Annotated in this window: 20 protein-coding genes; 9 read left to right on the top strand and 11 right to left on the bottom strand. The window is 68.2% G+C overall.

All coding sequences use genetic code 11. The features are described from left to right. Positions 1-61 precede the first annotated feature (61 nt). On the top strand, positions 62-1,063 hold the full coding sequence (locus G6N35_RS25830; protein WP_163807193.1) for an AraC family transcriptional regulator: 1,002 nt from the start codon (positions 62-64) through the stop codon (positions 1,061-1,063). Here the strand turns inward: G6N35_RS25830 and G6N35_RS25825 are convergent. The 3 genes from G6N35_RS25825 to G6N35_RS25815 are packed head-to-tail and all read right to left on the bottom strand — an operon-like array spanning position 1,049 to position 5,077. Next, the gene (locus G6N35_RS25825; RefSeq protein WP_163807192.1) at positions 1,049-1,909 is read right to left on the bottom strand and encodes a pseudouridine synthase; all 861 of its coding nucleotides are present in this window, start codon (positions 1,907-1,909) and stop codon (positions 1,049-1,051) included. The genes G6N35_RS25830 and G6N35_RS25825 overlap by 15 nt on opposite strands. Continuing rightward, entirely contained in the window at positions 1,906-3,651 is a 1,746-nt protein-coding gene (glpD, locus tag G6N35_RS25820; protein WP_163807191.1) for a glycerol-3-phosphate dehydrogenase, read from the bottom strand. Before glpD ends, G6N35_RS25825 begins: the two co-directional genes overlap by 4 nt. Positions 3,652-3,661: 10 nt before the next feature. Continuing rightward, on the bottom strand, positions 3,662-5,077 hold the full coding sequence (locus G6N35_RS25815; RefSeq protein ID WP_163807190.1) for an NAD(P)H-quinone dehydrogenase: 1,416 nt from the start codon (positions 5,075-5,077) through the stop codon (positions 3,662-3,664). A 100-nt stretch (positions 5,078-5,177) separates the two neighbouring features. Here G6N35_RS25815 and G6N35_RS25810 point away from each other — a divergent pair, with 100 nt between their 5' ends. Next, positions 5,178-5,657, top strand: coding sequence for a gamma-glutamylcyclotransferase family protein (locus G6N35_RS25810; protein ID WP_163807189.1), 480 nt, complete (start codon positions 5,178-5,180; stop codon positions 5,655-5,657). 61 nt (positions 5,658-5,718) lie between these two features. Here G6N35_RS25810 and G6N35_RS25805 read toward each other — a convergent pair whose 3' ends face one another. The 4 genes from G6N35_RS25805 to G6N35_RS25790 all read right to left on the bottom strand — a co-directional run bounded on the left by G6N35_RS25805 (position 5,719) and on the right by G6N35_RS25790 (position 10,035). Then, on the bottom strand, positions 5,719-6,606 hold the full coding sequence (locus tag G6N35_RS25805; protein WP_163807188.1) for a type IV toxin-antitoxin system AbiEi family antitoxin domain-containing protein: 888 nt from the start codon (positions 6,604-6,606) through the stop codon (positions 5,719-5,721). Positions 6,607-6,728: 122 nt separating this feature from the next. Continuing rightward, positions 6,729-7,685 (bottom strand): UDP-glucose 4-epimerase GalE, encoded by a 957-nt coding sequence (gene galE / locus G6N35_RS25800; protein WP_163807187.1) that lies wholly within the window; start codon positions 7,683-7,685, stop codon positions 6,729-6,731. Continuing rightward, positions 7,682-8,854: an amidohydrolase gene (locus tag G6N35_RS25795; RefSeq protein WP_163807186.1), complete on the bottom strand. Its 1,173-nt coding sequence runs from the start codon at positions 8,852-8,854 to the stop codon at positions 7,682-7,684. The genes galE and G6N35_RS25795 overlap by 4 nt, the downstream gene beginning before the upstream one ends. Then, a complete protein-coding gene (locus G6N35_RS25790; protein ID WP_163807185.1) occupies positions 8,851-10,035 on the bottom strand; it encodes a M20 family metallopeptidase in 1,185 nt (394 codons plus the stop codon). The genes G6N35_RS25795 and G6N35_RS25790 overlap by 4 nt, the downstream gene beginning before the upstream one ends. A gap of 37 nt (positions 10,036-10,072) precedes the next feature. On the opposite strand from G6N35_RS25790, the gene G6N35_RS25785 reads away from it, so the two are divergent. After that, entirely contained in the window at positions 10,073-10,858 is a 786-nt protein-coding gene (locus G6N35_RS25785) for a purine-nucleoside phosphorylase (protein WP_246224512.1), read from the top strand. On the opposite strand, the gene G6N35_RS25780 is transcribed toward G6N35_RS25785, so the two are convergent. After that, a complete protein-coding gene (locus G6N35_RS25780; protein WP_163807183.1) occupies positions 10,777-11,889 on the bottom strand; it encodes an AbrB family protein in 1,113 nt (370 codons plus the stop codon). The two genes, G6N35_RS25785 and G6N35_RS25780, sit on opposite strands and share 82 nt — an antisense overlap. A gap of 87 nt (positions 11,890-11,976) precedes the next feature. Here G6N35_RS25780 and G6N35_RS25775 point away from each other — a divergent pair, with 87 nt between their 5' ends. Beyond that, complete coding sequence (locus G6N35_RS25775; RefSeq protein WP_163807182.1) at positions 11,977-12,429, top strand: MarR family winged helix-turn-helix transcriptional regulator; 453 nt, start codon at positions 11,977-11,979, stop codon at positions 12,427-12,429. Continuing rightward, the gene (locus G6N35_RS25770; RefSeq protein WP_163807181.1) at positions 12,426-14,039 is read left to right on the top strand and encodes a phospho-sugar mutase; all 1,614 of its coding nucleotides are present in this window, start codon (positions 12,426-12,428) and stop codon (positions 14,037-14,039) included. Before G6N35_RS25775 ends, G6N35_RS25770 begins: the two co-directional genes overlap by 4 nt. Here G6N35_RS25770 and upp read toward each other — a convergent pair whose 3' ends face one another. From upp to G6N35_RS25755, 3 genes are all read right to left on the bottom strand, one after another. Continuing rightward, positions 14,040-14,663: a uracil phosphoribosyltransferase gene (upp, locus tag G6N35_RS25765; protein ID WP_163807180.1), complete on the bottom strand. Its 624-nt coding sequence runs from the start codon at positions 14,661-14,663 to the stop codon at positions 14,040-14,042. 71 nt (positions 14,664-14,734) lie between these two features. Then, the gene (locus G6N35_RS25760) at positions 14,735-15,691 is read right to left on the bottom strand and encodes an amino acid--[acyl-carrier-protein] ligase (RefSeq protein WP_163807179.1); all 957 of its coding nucleotides are present in this window, start codon (positions 15,689-15,691) and stop codon (positions 14,735-14,737) included. A 13-nt stretch (positions 15,692-15,704) separates the two neighbouring features. Continuing rightward, entirely contained in the window at positions 15,705-16,871 is a 1,167-nt protein-coding gene (locus G6N35_RS25755; protein ID WP_179967423.1) for an acyl-CoA dehydrogenase family protein, read from the bottom strand. A gap of 128 nt (positions 16,872-16,999) precedes the next feature. Here G6N35_RS25755 and G6N35_RS25750 point away from each other — a divergent pair, with 128 nt between their 5' ends. The 4 genes from G6N35_RS25750 to acpS are packed head-to-tail and all read left to right on the top strand — an operon-like array spanning position 17,000 to position 20,953. Continuing rightward, a complete protein-coding gene (locus G6N35_RS25750) occupies positions 17,000-17,245 on the top strand; it encodes an acyl carrier protein (protein WP_163807177.1) in 246 nt (81 codons plus the stop codon). Further along, positions 17,242-18,192 (top strand): DUF1839 family protein, encoded by a 951-nt coding sequence (locus G6N35_RS25745; protein WP_246224511.1) that lies wholly within the window; start codon positions 17,242-17,244, stop codon positions 18,190-18,192. Before G6N35_RS25750 ends, G6N35_RS25745 begins: the two co-directional genes overlap by 4 nt. A 2-nt stretch (positions 18,193-18,194) precedes the next feature. Further along, entirely contained in the window at positions 18,195-20,573 is a 2,379-nt protein-coding gene (locus G6N35_RS25740; protein WP_407664644.1) for a glycoside hydrolase family 2 protein, read from the top strand. Next, positions 20,570-20,953: a holo-ACP synthase gene (gene acpS / locus G6N35_RS25735; protein WP_179967422.1), complete on the top strand. Its 384-nt coding sequence runs from the start codon at positions 20,570-20,572 to the stop codon at positions 20,951-20,953. The genes G6N35_RS25740 and acpS overlap by 4 nt, the downstream gene beginning before the upstream one ends. Positions 20,954-21,255 lie beyond the last annotated feature (302 nt).

The following is a 21,255-nucleotide window of genomic DNA, read 5'->3' as shown; positions in this document are numbered from 1 at the left end:
GTGCCGCACTCGCACCCCGGTGGCCTTGACAATCCGCGACGCAAATTTCACATTTGAGGACATGACGATCGTGCGCGGCACATCGCTGTCGAACTACCCGAAGCTGGTCAGCCAGCTGGGCGGCGATCCGGCGGCGCTGCTGGCAGCGGCCGGGATCGATCCGAATGCAGTCGGGCGGCACGACGTCTTCGTGCCGATGTCACGGGTCGCTGCCGTCATCGAATCGGCTGCGATCGAAACCGGCACGCTGGACTTCGGCCGCCGGCTGGCCACGCTCCAAGGCATCGACATCCTCGGCCCGGTCGGAGTAGCCGCCCGCACCGCCGCCTCCGTCAGCGATGCGCTGCGGGTCTTCGAGAACTTCCTGTCGGCCTACAGCCCGGTGATCAGCCTGCGCACCGTCACGCTGGCCGACCCGGACTGCACCTTCATCGAGTACCTGATGCCGGGCGTCGACCTGCTCGCGCATCCGCAGGGCAGTGAGCTGTCACTGGGCGTCACCCTGCGCGTCCTGCGATTCCTGCTCGGCGCGCAGTACACCCCGCTGTCGGTGCACATCCCGCACGAGCCGCTGTGCGACGCCGAGGAATACCGCCAGTACTTCAGTTGCCGACCACTCTTTGCCTGCAGGGCAATGGGTTTCACGGTCCGGACAGTCGACCTGGCCCGTCCACTGCAGCGGGACAAGCTCGCCCACGATGCGGTGGTCGACTATCTGACCAGCATCACCTCGGCCGAGCCACGGACCGTCGCCTCGGTACGCACCCTGGTCGGCCAGCTGCTGCCCAGCGGTCAGGTGACCCTGGAGCTGATCGCCGAGCAACTGAGCCTGCACCCCAAGGCATTGCAGCGCCGGCTGGCCGCCGACGGCACCACCTTCGCCGGAATCGTCGACGAGGTTCGCCGCACCCTGGCGCAGCGATACCTGCGAGACACCCGAATAACGTTGGCGCACTTGTCCCGTGAGCTCGGCTACGCCGAACAGAGCGTGCTCACCCGATCCTGCTACCGGTGGTTCGGCAGCGGGCCGGCCGCCTACCGAAAGCAACTACAGTCGAGCTGAGCTGACAAAACACCGGCGCTCTCCGGTGCGCGGATCATCGAACTCCAGCCGATGCGCCAGCAGTTTCAGCGGCGCCGAGAAGTCGTCGGCGGCCACCTCCCGCACGCTCGGGTACAGCGGGTCATTGTCGATCGGCAGGCCCAGCGAGGCCATGTGTACCCGCAGTTGATGGGTGCGCCCGGTCCGCGGCGCCAGCCGGTACAGCCCGTCGCCGAGCGCCTCGATAGCCGTCTCGGCATTGGGCTCACCCGGTTCCTCGTAGGCTTGTAATTGACCGCGATGCTTGACGATTCGACTTCGCACCACTGTCGGGAAGTCCACGTCGGCGGTCCCAGAGGAGCACGCCAGATAGGTTTTGCGAACCTCGCCGCGCGCGAACATCGTCTGGTAGGCGCCACGCACCTGCGGTCGCACGGTGAACAGCAGCACCCCGGCCGTCAACCGGTCCAGCCGGTGCGCCGGACTCAGCTCGGGAAGGTCGAGATCGCGACGCAATCGCACCAGTGCGGTCTGCGCGACATGACCGCCGCGTGGCATCGTGGCCAGGAAGTGCGGCTTGTCGACCACGAGGATGTCGTCGTCGCGGTAGAGCACCGGGATCTCGAAGGGCACCACGACTTCGTCGGGAAGCTCGCGGTAGTGATACACGTGCGCCCCGGCGGGCAGCGTCGTCGTCGCGTCGATCACCACACCGTCGGCGTCGACCACCTCACCGGCAAGGACCTTGGCCCTGGCGTCGGCACCGAACCGTCGCTCGAACTCGTCGGCGACGTTGCCGCCATGCAGCGCAAGCCGCGCCGGCCCCAGGCCGTCGCGCACGGGCAACGGGGCGGGGCGTCGGCTCACGTCAGCGGCACGGGCTCGAGAATCTCGGCGCGGGCCTCCGGAGCGGCCGCCCGCAGCGCATCGGCCGAGGCGTCGTCGGGCTGGCGTTGCGAGAGGACTTCGGCCTCCACCCGTGCCTGATACGTCGCGACCTCGCGGTCGACGTCCTGCACGCTCCAGCCCAGGATCGGCGCCACCACCTCGGCCACCTCGCGGGCACAGTCCACCCCGCGGTGCGGGTATTCGATCGAGATCCGCATCCGGCGGGCCAGGATGTCCTCCAGGTGCAACGCACCCTCGGCGGCCGCGGCGTAGGCCGCCTCCACCTTCAGATACACCGGGGCGTCGGTGATCGGTTCGAGCAACTCCGGCCGGTCGGCAGCCAGCTGCAGCACCTCGCCGATCAGCGAGCCGTAGCGATCCAGCAGATGACGCACCCGGTAGGGGTGCAGTCCGTAACGCGCGCCGACGCTCTGGGTCTGGTTGACCAGCGCAAAATAGCCGTCGGCACCCATCAGCGGCACCTTCTCGGTGATCGACGGCGCCACCCGGGTGGGAATGAACTCGGCGGCGGCGTCGACGGCATCCTCGGCCATCACCCGGTAGGTGGTGTACTTGCCGCCCGCGATCGCGACCAGACCCGGCGAGGGCACCGCGACAGCATGCTCGCGGGACAGCTTGGAGGTCTCTTCGCTCTCCCCGGCCAGCAGGGGCCGCAACCCGGCGTACACCCCGTCGATGTCGTCGTGGGTGAGTGGTGTGGCCAGTACGGCGTTGACGGTGTTCAGGATGTAGTCGATGTCGACCTTGGTGGCCGCCGGGTGGGCCAGATCGAGGTTCCAATCGGTGTCGGTGGTGCCGATGATCCAGTGCGTACCCCACGGGATGACGAACAGCACCGACTTCTCGGTGCGCAGGATGATCGCAACCTCACTGACGATGCGGTCCCGCGGCACCACGATGTGCACACCCTTGGACGCCCGCACCCGGAACCGGCCGCGCTCCTTGCTCAGAGCCTGGATCTCGTCGGTCCACACCCCGGTGGCGTTGATCACTACATGCCCGCGTACCTCGGTGACCGCGCCGTCCTCGGAATCACGAATCCGTACTCCCACCACGCGGTCGCCCTCGCGCAGCAGCGAGACAACCTGGGTGGAGGTGCGCACCACCGCGCCGTAGTGCGCGGCGGTACGAGCCACGGTCATGGTGTGGCGGGCGTCGTCGACCACGGTGTCGTAGTAGCGGATACCACCGACCAGCGAACTTCGCTTGAGCCCGGGCGCCAGCCGCAGCGCACCGGACTTGGTCAAATGCTTTTGCGCCGGAACGGATTTGGCGCCACCGAGCTGGTCGTAGAGGAAGATGCCGGCCGCGATGTAGGGCCGCTCCCAGCCGCGGTGGGTCAGCGGGAACAGGAACGGCAGCGGCTTGACCAGATGCGGCGCCAGCGTGGTCAGCGACAGCTCCCGCTCGTGCAGGGCCTCACGCACCAGGCCGAACTCCAGCTGCTCGAGATAGCGCAGGCCGCCGTGGAACATCTTGGAGCTCCGGCTCGAGGTACCCGAGGCGAAATCGCGGGCCTCGACCAGCGCCACCTTGAGGCCTCGCGTCGCGGCGTCCAGGGCACAACCGGCGCCGACGACTCCACCGCCGATGACGATGACGTCGAACTGCTCACTACCCAGCCGTTCCCAGGCCTGCGCGCGTTCCGACGGCCCGAGGGCGGTCTGGGCATTGCCCGGTCGAAGGATCGGGTCGCTCATGAACCCCAGGCTAGTCGAGATCGTCGTGGGCCATCAGCCGCCGCGCGGCCTCGACGATCGAACCGGACAGCGACGGGTACACCGACAGCGTCTGCGCCAGATCGGTCACCGAGATCCGGTTCTGCACCGCCAGCGCGATGGGCAGGATCAGTTCGGAGGCGATCGGCGCCACCACCACCCCGCCGATCACCACGCCGGTGGCGGGCCGGCAGAAGATCTTCACGAAGCCCTTGGTCAGCAGCGACATCTTCGCCCTGGCGTTGGTGTTCAACGGCAGCATGATCGTGCGGGCGGGCACCGAACCGTCGTCGATAGCCGACTGCGGCACCCCGACCGCGGCGATCTCGGGACGGGTGAAGGTGGCCGACGCGACGGTGCGCAGCCGGATAGGAGCCACCCCCTCGCCCAAGGCGTGGTACATCGCGATGCGGCCCTGCATGGCGGCGACCGAGGCGAGCGGCAGCAGGCCCGTGCAGTCGCCCGCGGCGTAAATCCCCGATGCCGAGGTCCGCGACACCCGGTCCACCGGAATGTAATTGCCCGGCCCGAGCTCGATGCCAACCCGTTCCAGCCCAAGCCCACCGGTGTTGGGCACCGAGCCGACCGTCATCAGGGCGTGGCTGCCGTCGACGGTGCGGCCGTCGGCCAGCGAGACCCGTACCCCGTCTGCCGTGCGGACCACCGAATCGGCGCGGGCGTTCTTCACCAGCGTCACGCCGCGCTCGGCGAAGGTCTCCTCGAGCACCGCGGCGGCGTCGCTGTCCTCGTGCGGGAGGATCTGGTCGCGGCTGGCCACCACCGTCACCGTCACCCCGAGCTCGGTGTAGGCGTTGCAGAACTCCGCGCCGGTGACGCCCGAGCCCACGATGACCAGATGCTCCGGCAGATCCGGCAGGTCGTAGAGCTGGCGCCAGGTCAGGATCCGCTCACCGTCGGGCACGGCGTTGGGCAGGACCCGGGGGCTGGCGCCGGTGGCGATCAGCACCACATCGGCCTTCAGCACCCCCACCTTGCCGTCGGGTGTGGTGACTTTCACACGGTGATGGGCCATTCCCGGCACGTCATCGATCAGTTCGCCGCGCCCGGCGACCACATTGACCTTCTCCCGTAGCAGCTGGAAGCCGATATCGGCGGACTGCGAGCGAGCCAGCGTCTTGACCCGGTTGTTGATCTGCGGCAGCGAGATCTTGGCGTCGTCGATGCCGATGTCGAAGCCCAGGCCGGAGGCTCTACGCAGCTCGGTGCGCACCCCGGTGGAGGCGATGAACGTCTTGGAGGGCACGCAGTCGAACAGCACGCAGGCGCCGCCGATACCGTCGGAATCCACGACGGTGACCTCGGCGACCTCCTTGCCGCGGCCCGCGGCCACCAGGGCGGCCTCGTAGCCGGCCGGTCCACCACCGATGATCACGATCCGCGTCGTCACGCGCTGAGCCTAATCCCCCGGGTCGCTGCGCTCCTGCCCGCCGGAGCCTAATCCCCCGGGTCGCTGCGCTCCTGCCCGCCGGAGCCTTTAGGCTTGCCCCGTGCCGCTCTACGCCGCCTACGGCTCCAATATGCATCCAGAGCAAATGCTGGAGCGAGCACCGCATTCCCCAATGGCGGGTACCGGCTGGCTGCACGGCTGGCGGCTCACCTTCGCCGGTGAGGACATCGGCTGGGAAGGCGCACTGGCCACCCTCGTCGAAGACCCCGACGCCAAGGTGTTCGTGGTGCTCTACGACATGACCCCGGCCGACGAGGAGACCCTGGATCGCTGGGAAGGCTCCGAGCTGGGCTTCCACAAGAAGATCCGCTGCCGGATCGACCGCGAATCCTCGGACACCACAACCGATCCCGTACTGGCTTGGCTATACGTGGTAGACGCCTGGGAGGGCGGGTTACCCTCAGCCCGCTACATCGGGGTGATGGCCGACGCCGCCGAGATCGCCGGCGCCCCGCCGGAGTACGTCCACGACCTGCGGACCCGCCCAGCCCGCAATATCGGCCCCGGCCACGGGGGCTGAGCGAACCCCTTCCCCAACAGCGTGCGTGTCTGTACACCGACGCGCCATCGCAGCGTGCACTTCACGCACACTCGCGCGCACGAAGGTGAGCCTGAATGCGGTTGACGAGTGCAGCTGGGTGGCGACGCACGTCATCGACAACTATCGGCACGGAGATCCAACCCAGGTCTTGCAGGGCGGCCAACTTCTCGCGGTCCCGCCGCAGTGCTTCGGATCCCAGATGCCACTCGGCGCTGTCGTACTCGGCAGCAACCCTGTGCTGCGGCCACGCGAAGTCGAGTCTGCGCAGTCGACCCCGCGCATCGACGAGCTCGTATTGCAGCACCGGAGTAGGCAAGCCACCCTCGATCATCACCAGTCGGGCCTCGCTTTCCATCGGCGACTCCGCTCGGCCGTCGGCAAGCGGCAGGAGGTCACGGACGTTGACGATGCCCCGTCGTCCCCGCTGCACCAGGACCGCTCGGGCCAACTCCGAGACATCGCAGCGCCCTGAGTGCAGGGCGGCATCCAGTGTGGCCAGCGCCCGCGGGCGGCTCAATCCGCACGCCACCTCGACAGCCGTCCACCCCGGTTCCGTGGTGGGCCGACCGGATACCTCGACCAGCGGAGCGCCGTCTCGGCGATGCACGACGAGACCGACGCCTGATCGCAGCTGGTGCCCAAGAGGATTGAGCACGTGCAGCTCGGCCCTTCGCTCGGTGTCGAATCCGTAGACCCGAGCAGCAGTGCCCAAGCACCTTGCCACCTTCTCGCCACACAGGAGATCGAGGCCGCTGAGCTTCACCTCGTCGTCCGGCACTCCGCGACTGTAAACACCTCGCCAAACTCGTTGTAATGCAGTGGATTCCAGCATCGCGTCGAGCTGACGGCGGCTCACGAGGGCAAGCAGCTGCCCACTGGTCGCTACGCCGTGTTGGCCCTCGAAAAGCGCTGCAAGCTCGTCATCCACGCCGACGATGCTGCAGGCATGCAGTCACCGCGGAAAGTCACCCCTGTGGATGGCGAGCGTGCGTCAAGTGTCCGGCAGGGCGGCGTGCCGTTGTACAGACACGCACGCTCGCGCCAGGAACCTCAGCGGGAGCGGGTGAACTCCCAAGCATCCGAGACGATCTCGTCGAGACTGGTGTGGCGTGGCTGCCAGCCGAGTTCGGCGATCGCCTTGGCACTCGAGGCGATCAGCACCGCCGGGTCACCGGCCCGACGCTCGACATCGCGCGCGGCGATCGGCTTGCCGACCACCCGCTCGCAGCAGGCGATGACCTCCCGCACCGAGAACCCCGTACCGTTGCCGAGGTTGTAGATCCGGTGCGAGCCGGGCTGCGCGGTCTGCAGCGCCAGCACGTGGGCATCGGCGAGGTCTCGCACGTGGATGTAGTCGCGGATGCACGTGCCGTCCGGCGTCGGCCAGTCGGTACCGAACACCAGGATCTCCTCGCGAGCACCGGTCGCGACCTGCAGCACCAGCGGGATGAGGTGCGTCTCGGTGGCATGCCGCTCGCCGAGCCCACCGTAGGCGCCCGCGACGTTGAAATACCGCAGGCTGGTGGCTGCCAGCCCGTGGGCAGCGGCATACGACGTGATCGCGTGGTCGATCGCCAGCTTGGTCGCGCCATAGGCGTTGGTCGGCCGGGTCGGTGCGTCCTCGGTGATCGGCACCGACTCCGGCTCGCCGTACGTGGCCGCCGTCGACGAGAACACCAGTCGCGGTGTCCCGGCCGCGCGCATCGCCTCCAGCAGCTGCAAGGTCTTGACGACATTGCCGAACCAGTACAGCTCCGGAGCCACCACCGATTCGCCCACCAGTGATTTGGCGGCGAAATGCAGGACACCGTCGAAGGATTCGTCGCCGAGCAGTCCCGGCGCGGCCTCGACCATGTCGGCTTCCACGAACTGTGCACCCGCCGGTACGGCGTCGGCGTTGCCGGTCGACAAGTCGTCGACCACCACCACCTCGTGGCCGGCTTCGAGCAGCACCGTGGCGCACACGCTGCCGACATATCCGGCGCCGCCGGTGACCAGAAGTTTCATCCCAACACCGCCGACTGTTCGATCACGTTCACCAGTACCCGCACACCCACCGCCAGCGCCCGCTCGTCGAGGTCGAACGTCGGCTGGTGCAGATCGAGCTGCGGCCCCTGCCCGCTCCACACCCCGAGGCGGGCCATCGCGCCGGGCACCTCTTCGAGGTACCAGGAGAAGTCCTCGCCGCCGCCGGACTGCCGGGTGTCGGCCAGCGCTTCGGGGTCGACGGCCTCGATGGCGTGGGTCATGATCTGCGTCGAGCGCTCCTCGTTGACCACCGGCGGCACCCCGCGGTGGTACTGCAGCGAATGTTCGATACCCAGGGGCGTCAGGAGTCCCGAAACGATCTCTCGGACAAGATCTTCCATTCCGGCCCAGGTTTCCCGACTGGCAGTCCGTACCGTGCCGGCCAGCGTGCCGCTCTGCGGGATGGCGTTGGCCGCCACTCCGGCGTTGGCGGCACCCCACACCATCACCGTGCTGTGCCGCGGGTCGATGCGACGCGACAACACACCGGGCAGTCCGGTGATCACCGTGCCCATGCCGTACACCAGATCCGAGGTCAGGTGCGGCCTGGAGGTGTGCCCACCCGGCGAGTGCAGGGTGATCTCCAGCGAGTCCGCCGCCGAGGTGATCGGCCCCGGGATGATCGCCACCCGGCCGACCTCCAGTCGCGGGTCGCAGTGCAGCGCGAAGATCCGCGACACCCCGGTGAGTGCCCCGGCCGCGATCGCGTCGATGGCGCCACCGGGCATCAGCTCCTCGGCCGGCTGGAACAGCAGCCGCACCCCGACCGGCAGCTCGGGCGCCGCGGCCAGCGCATTCGCCACACCGAGCAGGACCGCGGTGTGGCCGTCATGACCGCACGCGTGGGCCACGTTCGGCACCGTCGACGAGTACGGCGCGCCGGTGCGTTCAGCCATCGGCAAGGCGTCCATATCGGCCCGCAGCGCGATCCGCGGAGCGTGCTCGGGGCCGAAGTCACAGGTCAGGCCGGTGCCGCCCGGCAGCACCTTGGGGTTGAGTCCGGTGTCCACCAAGCGGTCGGCGACGAACTGGGTGGTGGCGAACTCCTGACGGCCCAGTTCGGGGTGACGGTGAATGTGGCGGCGCCACTGGACCAGATCGTCGAAGTGAGCGGCGAGCCAGGACTCGGCGCTGTCGGCGAGGCTCATGCGCGGCTCCGTCGATCCCGTAGTTCGAGCACCCGGTCTCGTTCGGCCGGCGTCTCTGCTAGCCGAACCACCGTGCGCGCCAACATGATTGCTGCCTCCGCGACGGTGCGGTCGGCACTGGGCCCAGCTGCGGCGGTCGCGAAGCCCGGCTGGTGGATCACCGCGCCGCCGGAATCGATACCGACCACCGGGTGGATGCCCGGGAGCAGCTGGGTGACGTTTCCCATATCGGTGGACCCCAGCGGAAGCGCAACTTCCAGTTCGGGTGTCACCGGTTGGCGGCCCAGGCGCACCATCTCGGCACGGAACACCTCGGACAGCCAGGCGTCGGGGGTGAGTTCGGCATAGGCGGGGGCGGCCTCGGCGATGGTGTATTCGCAGCCGGTGGCCACCGCGCCGGCGGCGAAACACCCGCGCATCTTGTCCTCCAACGCCAGTCGCGCGGCAGTGTCGGCGGCTCGCATCGTGTACTGCAGCCGGGCCCGGCCCGGAATGATGTTGGTGGCGGCGCCGCCTTCGGTGACGATGCCGTGGGTCATCTGACCGGGTGCCATCTGCTGACGCAGCAACCCGATGGCCACCTGCGCGACGGTCACCGCGTCGGCGGCGTTGATCCCCAGGTACGGCGCCACGGCGGCATGCGATTCGCGGCCGGTGTAGGTGACCGTCACCTCCGACAGCGACAGTGAACGGGCGGCAGCGATGTCGATCGGACCGGGATGGACCATCACCGCGGCCGCGACATCGTCGAACACCCCGGCGTCGATCAGCAACGCCTTACCGCCGCCGGACTCCTCGGCCGGGGTACCGATCAGCGCGACGGTCAACCCGAGATCGTCGGCGACCTCAGCCAACGCCAGCGCCGCACCCACCGCCGACGCTGCGATGATGTTGTGCCCACAGGCATGTCCGATCCCGGGCAGCGCGTCGTATTCGGCACAGATCCCGATGACCAGCGGGCCGCTGCCGAAGTCGGCGCGAAAGGCAGTGTCGAGGCCGCCGGCCGCCGCAGTCACCTCGAATCCACGCTCGGCCACCAGCGTTTGGGCCTTGGCACAACTGCGGTATTCGGCGAACGCAAGCTCCGGTTCGGCGTGGATGGAGTGCGACAGTTCGATCAGATCGCCACGACGTGCCCCGACGACGTCCTCGACGCGGGTCGACGCAGTCAGCGTAGGCATCCCCGCAGTATCTCATTGCGAGCTAGGCTCGCAGGCTGTGAGTCCTGACGCCGAGCACGCCGCATCGGTGATCGCCGAGCGCACCGGAGTGGCGCGCCACGACGTCGCCGTCATCCTGGGATCCGGCTGGGCTCCGGCAGCCGACGCGCTCGGCACCCCCGCCGCCGAAGTCCCGATGTCCGGGCTACCCGGCTTCATCCCGCCCTCGGCGCTCGGTCACCGCGGGCGGCTGCTGTCGATCCCGATCGGCTCGCACAACGTGCTGGTGTTCCTGGGCCGGATCCACCCCTACGAAGGCCACGACCTGAGCGACGTGGTGCATCCGGTCCGCACCGCACGCGCGGCCGGCGCCGACGTCGTGGTGCTGACCAACGCGGCCGGCGGGTTGCGGGAGGAGTATCAGGTGGGCCAGCCCGTGCTGATCAGCGACCACCTGAACCTGACGGCGCGCTCACCGTTGGTGGGTGCGCAGTTCGTGGACCTGGTCGACGCCTATTCGCCGCGGCTGCGAACGCTGGCCCGGGCCGTCGACCCGACCCTGGCCGAAGGGGTGTACGCCGGGCTCCCCGGCCCACATTACGAGACGCCGGCCGAGATCCGGATGCTGCGGACGCTGGGCGCCGACCTGGTCGGGATGTCCACGGTGCACGAGACCATCGCGGCGCGAGCGGTGGGCGCCGAAGTCCTGGGCTTGTCGCTGGTGACCAACCTGGCCGCCGGGATGACCGGCGAGCCCCTCAGTCACGCCGAGGTGCTGGCCGCCGGGCGGGAGTCGGCGAGCCGGATGGGATCGCTGCTGGCCTCGGTGCTGGCCCGGCTCTGAGTCCACCTGGCGTAGCCGCGGGCCATCATCGGTGCGGCGAACAGCATCAGCAGCACCCGCAGGACCTGCGCGGCGACGATGAAGGTGACGTTCGAACCGGTTTCCACCGCGGTGGCGAGCACCGCGTAGATGCCACCCGGACTGGTGGCCAGATAGCCGTCGAGCATGCTGACGCCGGTGAGCTTGGCCAATGCCACACCCAACCCGGCGGTGGCGACGTTGAGCAGGATGATCAGCCCCAGGGCAGTGGGCAGTAATCGTTCGATGGCCCGCAGCGACTCCCGGGTGAACGCCACCCCGGCCTGCCAGCCGATCAGCATGTAGGACACCTGCACCAGCACGTCAGGCACCGCAAGCCCGAACGAGACCCCGCCGAGTTCGATCGCGATGGTCAGCGCCATCGGGCCGAGCAGGCCGGCGCCGGGCAGCCGGATCAGCCGCGCCCCCATCGAACCTGCCAGCACCAGGGCGGCCAGCATCGGGATGCTCACATACCAAGGCGCGGAATGGATTTCGGTAGGTGCGACGGAACCCGCAGATCGTTGGGCATGGAAGACGAGCGTGACGACCAGCGGCATGGCGGCGGTGATGACGGCCACCCGCAGGTACTGCACGACGGCGACGATCCGGTCGTCACCGCCGAGTTCACGGGCAATGGCGACCAGACCCGACGCACCGCCGGCGACCAGCGCCAGGGATCCGGTGAGCGCGGTGACGTCACGCCGCAGCCCCAGTAGCACCCCCGCACCGATGCTGAGCAGCAACGTCACCACACTCAATGCGACGACGACCGGCCAGTGCGACCCGAGCGCACCGAGTGCGTCGGAGTGCACCATCGTGCCGATGTACACCCCGAGAATGCCCTGCGCGGCCAGGCCTGCCCGGCGCGGCACCGCTGTCGGGGCCAGGCGGGCGATCGCCAGGGCCACGCCGACCAGCAACGCGGCGAACAACGCCGCCGATGGGACGCCGAGCAGGTCCAGCGGCACGGTGACTCCGACAGTCCCGAGAACCAGCAAAACCCACGTCATATTGCTAAGTATAGACTTGCTTTCATTGTCTTACCAACTGGCCGTTTTGCGATACAGATCACCCAATACCAAGGTATAACTTGGAATATGAGTGACAGTGCGGCGACGCCGGCCACCGAGCTGCGCGAGGCCATGATGGCGCTGGCCCGTCAGTTGCGCCGGCACCGGCCCGACAACGGCCTGACACTGAGCCAGCTCGAAGTGCTCGGCGACGTCAATCGCGCCGGAACCACCACCCCGGCCGAGATGGCGGCACGACTGGGAGTGCGGGTGCAATCGCTGACCGACAGCATCAACGAAGTGGAATCGCGTGGGCTCATCTCGCGCCGGCCGGACGCCAACGACCGGCGTCGGCAGCTGATCGAACTCACCTCCGACGGGCTGGACCTCCTGCTCCGCGACCGCGCCCGGCGCGATGCGTGGCTCTTCGACGCGATGCGCGAGCACCTGACCGACCTCGAGTTCAACCTGCTGATGCTGACCGCACCGGTGCTGCGCAAGCTGGCCGACGCCGAACACGGTGCACAATCGACTCCGTGACGCCCGAGGAATGGATCGCCCACGATCCCGACCCCGTCACGGCCGCCGAACTGGCCGCCTGCGACGCCGAGGAGCTGGCTGCGCGATTCGCCCGGCCGCTGACGTTCGGTACTGCGGGTCTGCGCGGGCCGGTACGCGGCGGGCCGGACGCGATGAACGTTGCGATGGTGACCCGCGCCAGCTGGGCGGTGGGCACGGTATTACGGGATCGCTGCCTGGGCGGCTCGACGGTGGTGGTGGGCCGAGACGCCCGGCACGGCTCGGCGGCGTTCGCCGCGGCGACCGCTGAAGTTCTTGCCGGTCAAGGATTTTCGGTTCTCATGCTGCCGGGCGCCGTGCCGACACCGGTGGTGGCCTACGCTGTCCGGCGGCTGGGGGCCGCCGCGGGCGTGCAGATCACCGCCTCGCACAATCCCGCGGCCGACAACGGTTACAAGGTCTACTTCGACGGCGGTATGCAGATCATCTCGCCGACCGACCGTGATATCGAAGCCGCCATGGCCGCGGCACCGCCCGCCGACCAGATCCCCCGGGTGGCCGTCGCCGCCGCGGGCACCGAGCTGCTCGACGACTACGTGGCCCGCGCCGCCGGTGTGCGGCGCACGACAGGCTCGGTGCGGGTGGCATTGACCGCCATGCACGGTGTCGGTGGCGCGCTCGCTCTCCGCGCGCTGCGGCTGGCCGGATTCGACGACCTGCACACCGTCGACAGCCAATTCGCCCCCGACCCGGATTTCCCGACAGTGGCCTTCCCCAACCCCGAGGAACCCGGCGCCACCGACGCCCTGCTGGACCTGGCTGACCGCATCGGCGCCGATATCGCGATAGCCCTCGATCCCGACGCCGATCGCTGCGCCATCGGCGTTCCGACACCGTCAGGCTGGCGGATGCTCAGCGGTGACGAAACCGGTTGGCTGTTCGGCGATTACATCCTCGCCACCCTTGCGGCCGGCGAGGCTGCCCACAGTGTGGTGGCCAGTAGTGTGGTGTCGTCGCAGCTGCTGGCCGCGATCGCAGCCGACCACGGCGCCCGCCACGTACAGGCCCTCACCGGATTCAAGTGGCTGGCCCGTGCTGACGCGGCTGTGCCCGATGCCCATCTGGTCTACGCCTACGAAGAAGCCATCGGGCACTGCGTCGATCCCGCCGCCGTGCGCGACAAGGACGGCATCAGCGCCGCGGTGCTGGCCTGCGATCTGGTGGCAAGCCTTGCTGCACAGAATGTTTCGATACCTCAAGCGCTGGATGAGCTAGCCCTGCGCCACGGTGTGCACACCACCGGCGCACTGTCGCGTCGGGTCGAGGACCCGGCACAGGCCGCCGCGATCATGGCCCGATTACGTGCCGACCCGCCCACCGAACTGGCCGGCTTCCCCGTCACCGCCACGGATCTTCTGCAGGCTCGTGGTCAGCAGCGCACCGACGCGCTGATCCTGTCCGGCGGGGATGACCAGACCTCGGTGCGGGTGGTGATCCGCCCGTCGGGCACTGAGCCCAAGCTCAAGTGCTACACCGAAGTTCGCCGATCTGTCACCGCAGGCCTGGACGCGGCGCGCGGGCAGGCCGCCGCGATCGAGGATCAGCTGCTGGCGGCTGCCGGACGGTGGTGATCAGCGCGGACCGAACTGACGGTCACCGGCGTCGCCGAGTCCCGGCACGATATAGGCGACGTCGTTGAGCCCGTCGTCGACGGCGGCGGTGAACAGCCGGGCCTCCGGAGCGGCCTTCTCCAGTGCCGCAATACCGCCCGGCGCGCACACCACGCACACCACGGTGATGTCCACCGCGCCTCGACTGTGCAGCAAGCCGATCGTGTACGCCATCGAACCCCCGGTGGCCAGCATCGGGTCGAGCACCATCACCGGCTGGGTGCTCAGATCGTCGGGCAGCGATTCCAGGTAGGGCGTTGGTTGATGGGTGCTTTCGTCACGCGCGACGCCCACGAAGCCGACCTGTGCCTCGGGGATCAGCGCGTGCGCCTGGTCCACCATGCCCAGTCCGGCGCGCAGCACCGGAACCAGCAGCGGCGGTCGGGCCAGCCGACTGCCGATGGTGGTGGTCAGCGGCGTCTTGACGCTGATCTCCTCGCACTGGGCATCGCGGGTGGCCTCGTAGACCAGCATGTGGGTGAGATCGCGCAGCGCGGAGCGGAAGCCGGCGTTGTCGGTGCGTTCGTCGCGCAAGGTGCTCAAGCGCGCGGCGGCCAGCGGGTGGTTGACGACACTCACATCCATGCGCTGAGACTGTAGTGGCCTGCGCCCCAAGTGGCGGACCTTGCGCACGGCACGGCGTCGCGTGGTCGCCGTTAGGCGATCCAACCCAACGCCGCCTGCACCGGCACCGGCCAGGTGTCTGGTTCCAGACCGTGGGTGCGCAACAGCGCCAGGGCGATACGTTCCATCCCGAAGCCGACACACGCACTGTGGGCAACCTCGCCCTCGGCGGTGCGCAGACCGAAGGTCTCACCGAAGTGGTCACGATGGCAGTTGGCCGACACGATCGCGGTGCCGTCGTCGAGGTCCCCGTAAAGCCGAACCGTCAGTTCGGTTTTGAGGTTTTCTTCCCGCTGGTTGGCGGCCAGCATCTTGCCCACCCGCCCGAAGAACGGATCGTTGGCGGGTACCGCCACCGCATCCAGCGCCAGCTCGGCGAGCACCCCCATACCGTGGCCGATCCAGGAGTCGCGGTGATTCTCGGCCTGCTCGGCAGAGCCGACCATCACGAACTCGTGCATCCGGAAGGCCTGCATCCGCGCCGGATCGATGGCCGGCTCGTGGCGGAAGCAGTAGCCGTAGATGTCCATCAGCTGGCCGCCGTCCGGCAGGACCTTGGGCAGCGTCGAGTAACTGGGATGACACGCCGCGGACACCAGCATGGTGCCGGCGGAGTTGAGGTGGCCGTCCCACGGGCGGCCGGCGTCGCGGTCCTCCAGCAGCGCGCGATGGTCGCGGTTGTCGCCGGTGAAGGTGGACACCGCCCCGGTCAGGTTCGGGAAGGACGCGATGTAGTCGGTCTTCTCGAAGGCATCGCGGGAGAACACCGGCGGGAAGCGGAGCACCTTGGCCCGCTCGCCGTGGACGGAGTAGCCGGCTCGTCGCACCGCGACGTCGATCCCGTCGACGATGCGCTCGAAGGCTCCGCCGCGCCCGTACAGCCCCTCGATACCCATCGGAACCAGCAGACCCGCACCCACCAGCTCGGCGTTGAACTGCTGACGAGCCCGCTGCAACGGGTCGACCAGAACCTCACTGGTCGAGCTCACGACTCCCCCTCATTCACCCGCGGTGCATGAACGCCAGTTGGGCGTTGTTAGCGCGGATTCGGTCGTTGGACACCATCAGCTGCGGGCCGAACGAATCCCGCAGCAGCCGGCTCATCGAGGCTTCGTGGTCCTCACGGTAGCCATTGATGCCGATCAGCTGCAGGGCACCGACGACGACGTCGACGACTGCCGTGGAAGCGCCCAGCTTCAAGTTGTTCATGGCAATGGTAAAACCGACCGTTGGTTCGCTTTCACCGGAACGGAGGAACTCGTCGTAACGCTGCACTTCGCGCATCACCAACGATTCGAATCTCTGGTGCACACCGGTCAGATCAGCCAGCTTGGCGGCGATGACGTCGCGGTTGGAACCGCCCGGTCGAGCGCTCTTGCGCATCACCTGACGCGCCTTGCCCAGCGCCGCATCGGCGATGCCCAGCCACACCGAGGCCCACAAGGTGTGCGACGACGGCAGCATCGTATATTCGGAGATTGTCGAATAGTCAACGGGCACAATATTTTTCGATGATGTCCTGCTCTTGAGCAGAAATCCTGGACTACAGGTGCCGCGGAAGCCCAGGACATCCCAGGTGCTGGTTTTCTCCAGCGCGGTGTCGGCCAGCGGGCATACCAACAGCACCTGGTCGTTGGCCGGGCTGTCCGGGCCGCGGCGCGCGGTGGCACAGATGTAGTCCGCATACTCGGCATAGGAGATCACCGGAGCGTTCTTCTCCAGGGTGACCTCGTCACCGTCGACGAGCACGGCGCACGTCGAGGACCGCACGTCACCGCCGGTGGAGATCTCGGTGGTCGCCGACGCCAGCAGTGCCTCCTGGCCGGCGATGCTCGCAGTGAGCTCGGCGATCTCTCCGGTGCTGCCGTGATGCGCCAACGTCAAGGCCTGGGTGTGGTGCATGGCGAAGACCATCGCGGCCGAGCTGCAGGCGCCACCGATCGCGCGGGCGACGCTGGCTAACTCCGCAATGCGAACCGAGCCACCCCCGAGACTGGCCGGGAGCGAGCACGAGAGAAGGTTTGCCTCCTTCAGCGACTCCACAGCTTCCGACGGGAATCGAGCCTTACGATCGACATCGTCGGCCGCGGCTGCGGCCACCTTGATCACCGCAGATAGCTGAAGACGCGCAGCAGTGCCCGATCCTGGGTTGGGGAGGCGGTCGTTCATGAGGGCTCTCATGTTAGCTGAGACAACGTCGGCGAGAACTGCTAGGCGCCTAGGCTACCAGGCGGCTACGATGTTGCTGAGATTCGTGTGGCGAACACATCGGCGGCGATGAGTTAGGGAGAGGGCGCATGCAGGAACGGATCCGTGAGGTGCTCGCGGCACATGGTCGGATGCCGGTCGATCCACACGGGATCGACAGCGACGCCGATCTCTACAAGCTCGGACTGACCTCGCACGCGTCGGTGAATGTCATGCTCGCCCTCGAGGACGAATTCGACATCGAGTTCCCTGACGAGGCGCTGAAGAAGTCGACATTCGCCTCGGTGACGAATATCGCGCGCGTCGTCGGTGGCCTCGCCGAAACATCGGTGTGAACCTCACTGTCTCCGCAGAGCCTGAGACCCACCAGCCGCACGTCACCCATTCACCCGACCGGATCTGGCCGGAGACGAATTGCTATTTCGATCTGTGGATCGAACTGCTGCACGGGCTCGGGCTCGACCCGGTGCCGTCGTTCGCCAGTGCCCTGTCCGCCGATCACGACGGCTTGCACTGGTCATTCCTCAAGCCGCTGCCCGAAGACATCCGCCGTCTCTACGGTCTGGAGGTAGCCGAGGAGAACGTCTGGATGCCAGTACTGGAGACCGTGGAGTCCGGTCCAGAGCGCGGGGTGCTGCACACCGTCGAGGTGGACAGCTGGTGGCTGCCCGACACGGCGGGCACGGCGTACCGGGCCGAACACGTCAAGACCACCATCGTGCCCACCCGGGTCGACCGCGACCGCAAGCTGATGTGGTACCTGCACAATGCGGGCCTCTATGAACTGCGCGACGATGATTTCGACGGCGTCTTCGGCCTGACCGCCGGGACCGCGACCGCGCTGCTGCCCTATATCGAACAGATCCGCAGTTACCCGGATCGCCGGGAGCCCGACGCGTTGCGACGGATCACCGGCGAACACCTGTCTCGCCGCCCGGACGGGAACCCGGTGCAGCGGCTCGCCGACGGTCTTCGCCGGGCCGCGCAGTGGCTACCGCACGACGGGATGCCACGCTTTCACCGTTGGGCGTTCGCCACATTGCGCCAGTGCGGTGCCACCGCCGAATTGGCAGCCGATTTCGTCGTGCACGTCGATCAGCTCTACCCGGGTGCGGCAGCCGCCGAGGCCCCGTTCCGCAGTGTCGCGTCCGGCGCGAAGTCGGTGCAGTTCACGATGGCGCGACTGGCAACCGGCCGCACCGTCGACGTCGAGGCGAAGCTGGCTCACATGGCCGATCAGTGGAATACCGCCATGACCACACTCGCGGCCGCGGTGGGGTGACAATGCTGGACCGCTGGCAGGTCGTGCGCACCGAGTCGGGCGCATACCAAAAGCCCGAGGAGCTGGCCGAGTTATGGCCGTCAGCGCTGGAACTCGACCGTGCCGCGCCGGTTGCCACGCTGGCCGCGGTCGACGACGACCACGACTGGTGGCACCGCGCGATCGTGTCGGTCGACGAACCGGCGGTCGTGCAATTCGGCGGGCTGAGCTTTCCCGCGACGGTATTCGTCGACGGCACGGAAGCTGCCGAATGCGTGTCGATGTTCCTGCCGGTGCGGGTCCCGATCGAACCAGGCACCCACGAGATCACGGTGCACTTCGGAGCGCTCAACGCCTGGCTGGCCACTCGACGCCCGCGCGGGCGCTGGCGCTCCAGCCTGGTCGCTGCGCCCGGCCTGCGCTGGGCTCGGGCCACCCTGCTCGGCCGCGCCCCGGTGTACGGGAACCTGCCGGTACCGGTCGGCCTCTGGCGGCCGGTCACCGTCACCGCACAGCGCGCGCTGTTCGACATCACCGTCACCGCCGACCCGCACACCGGACGCGTCGAGGTCACCGGCAGCGGGCCGGACGCCGTCCTGGAATACGCGATCGAGGGGCCGTCCGGTGAACTCGTCGCCAGCGGGTGCGCCACCGTCGCCGACGGGGACTTCAGCATCGGGGTTGAGGTGCCCGACCCCCAACTGTGGTGGCCGCGCGGCTACGGCGACCAGCCGCTGTACCGGCTGAGGCTGTCGTCCGGCGGCGAACCGGTGGTGTGCCACCTCTTCGGGTTCCGGACCCTGACCGCCGTCGACCGCGATACCGGATTCAGATTGCGGGTCAACGGCATTGACGTGTTCTGCCGCGGCGCCACCTGGTTTCCGCCGGATCCGGTCGCGCTGACCGCCGATGAAGCGGTGATCCGCCGGCAGGTCGGCGCGCTCGCCGACGCCGGGGCCACTATGGTGCGCATCGTCGGCGGGCTGGTGCCCGAGCAACCCGAGTTCTGGCGGATCTGCGCCGAGTTAGGGGTGCTGGTCTGGCAGGACGCCATGCTGGCCACTTTCGACCCACCCGGTGAACTGACCGCGGTGATCGTCGACGAGGTCAACTCCGCGCTGCGCGCCGTGTCGGGCAATCCGGCGCTGGCAGTCCTCAGCGCTGGCAGTGAGACGCTGCAACGCCCGGAGATGCTCGGCCTGGACAAGGCCGGCCACGCGATGGAACTGCTCGACGTGGCGCTGCCCGCCGCCGCCGAACGCGCGGGCATCCCCTACGTCCGGTCCAGTCCCGCGCCGCCCGACGGGAGTGACGATCTGGCGATCCGGCCCGACACCGGTGTCGCGCACTGGTTCGGCGTGGGCGGGTATCTGCGGCCGGTGGCCGACGTCCGCTCCGCCGGTGTCCGGTTCGCCGCCGAGTGTCTGGCCTTCGCCAATCCGCCATCCCCCGCCGCCGTCGAGCGGCACTTCGGGTCGGCCGCCGTCGCCGGCCACGACCCGCGATGGAAGGCCGAAGTACCCCGGGACCGCGGCGCATCGTGGGATTTCGAAGACGTCCGGGACTTCTACGTCCGGGAGGTGTTCGGGGAGGACCCGGCCGCAGTACGGCGCATCGATCCGGAGCGCTATCTGGAACTCGGCCGGGCGGCCATCGCCGAGGCGATGTCGCGATGCTTCGGATTCTGGCGGCGCGCCGAATCGGGTTGCCGAGGTGCGCTGGTCCTGGCTGGCAAGGACGGCCGGCCCGGGGCAGGCTGGGGCTTGCTCGACGTCGACGGTGCACCCAAGGCCGCGCTCGTGGCGCTGCGCCGGGTGTGGGCGCCACAGGCGGTGGTGTTGTCCGACGAGGGACTCTCGGGCATCCGCATCGATATCTACAACGACTGTGCGACGCCTTTGTCCGGGCGATTGACGCTTGTCGCAACTGACAGCACGGGCCATCCGGTCCTGACCGCGGAGCGTCGCGTGACGGTGCCGGAGCACTCAGCGCTGACGTTCATGGACTCCCAGCTTTCCGGAGTGTTCCGTGATCTCTCCCATGCTTTTCACTTCGGTCCCGCGGGGGCCGACGCAGTCGACGTCGTCGTGGACATCGTCGACTCGGCGCCATTGCGTGATGCGCTGGTGGTGAATCCCCGACCATTTCAGGCCCACACCGGCTTGCACGCTCAGGCCAGACAGGTGGGGCAAGTCTGGGAGCTTGCAATCAGCGCTGCCGTCGCGCTGCGGTACGTATCAATCGATGCGCCAGGATGGCTGGCGTCGGACAACTATTTCCATCTCCCCGCTGGCCGGCCTTACCGTGTTCTGCTCGATAGCGACGGGGCGGCTCACACGCCGTCCGGCACGGTCGGCTCGCCGGACGCGCTTTTCCGTATCCCAATCGAGACGGTCTCGTGACGGATCGCATCCGGGTGGGCTGCGACCTCGTCGAATTGGACCAGGTCGCGGCGTCCATCGCGACCTTCGGTGACCGATATCTGCAACGCGTGTTCACCCCCGCCGAGTTGGACGAATGCGCCGGATCGGTTGCCCGGTTGGCTGCCAGGTTCGCCGCGAAGGAGGCCGTCATCAAGGCATTCGCTGCCCCCGAGGCCCACTTCAGCCTGCGTGACATCGAGATTTGCAGCACCGGATCCGCCCCCACCCTGCAGCTGTTCGGAGTCACCGCTGAACGGGCGCGCCAGCAGGGCTGGACCCGCACCGAGGTCTCACTTTCCCACGCCGACTGCCACGCGATGGCCGTGGTGGTCGTCACATGTGCCGACACAGCAAGTTAACGAAAAGATCAACCGCAAATACCCAGATGGTCACGGCGATCGCCGAATAGGCCTGCAACGTGGCCCAATTGGCCAAATCACCGGGGCTGGCGTCACGCTCCTACCAGCGCGATCGGCTATTCTTGAGCAAAAGGGCCGCAGTTCGCAGGCGGTCGAACAGATCACCTGATCTTCACGAACCTGGAGCGACCGGAAATGGCCTCGAAAGCCCGGCTAGCGCTGTCCCGATGGATAGCGCGGTTGTGGCCCCTCACAGTGGTGGGCATCGTCTGCGGTGCAACCCTGGGCGCATTCGCACTTCA

It is taken from the genome of Mycolicibacterium anyangense, assembly GCF_010731855.1.
In the GTDB taxonomy this organism is placed as follows: Bacteria; Actinomycetota; Actinomycetes; order Mycobacteriales; family Mycobacteriaceae; genus Mycobacterium; species Mycobacterium anyangense.
The sequence above is the reverse complement of the archived record's forward strand: the minus strand, read 5'-3'. Positions and strand labels throughout refer to the sequence as shown.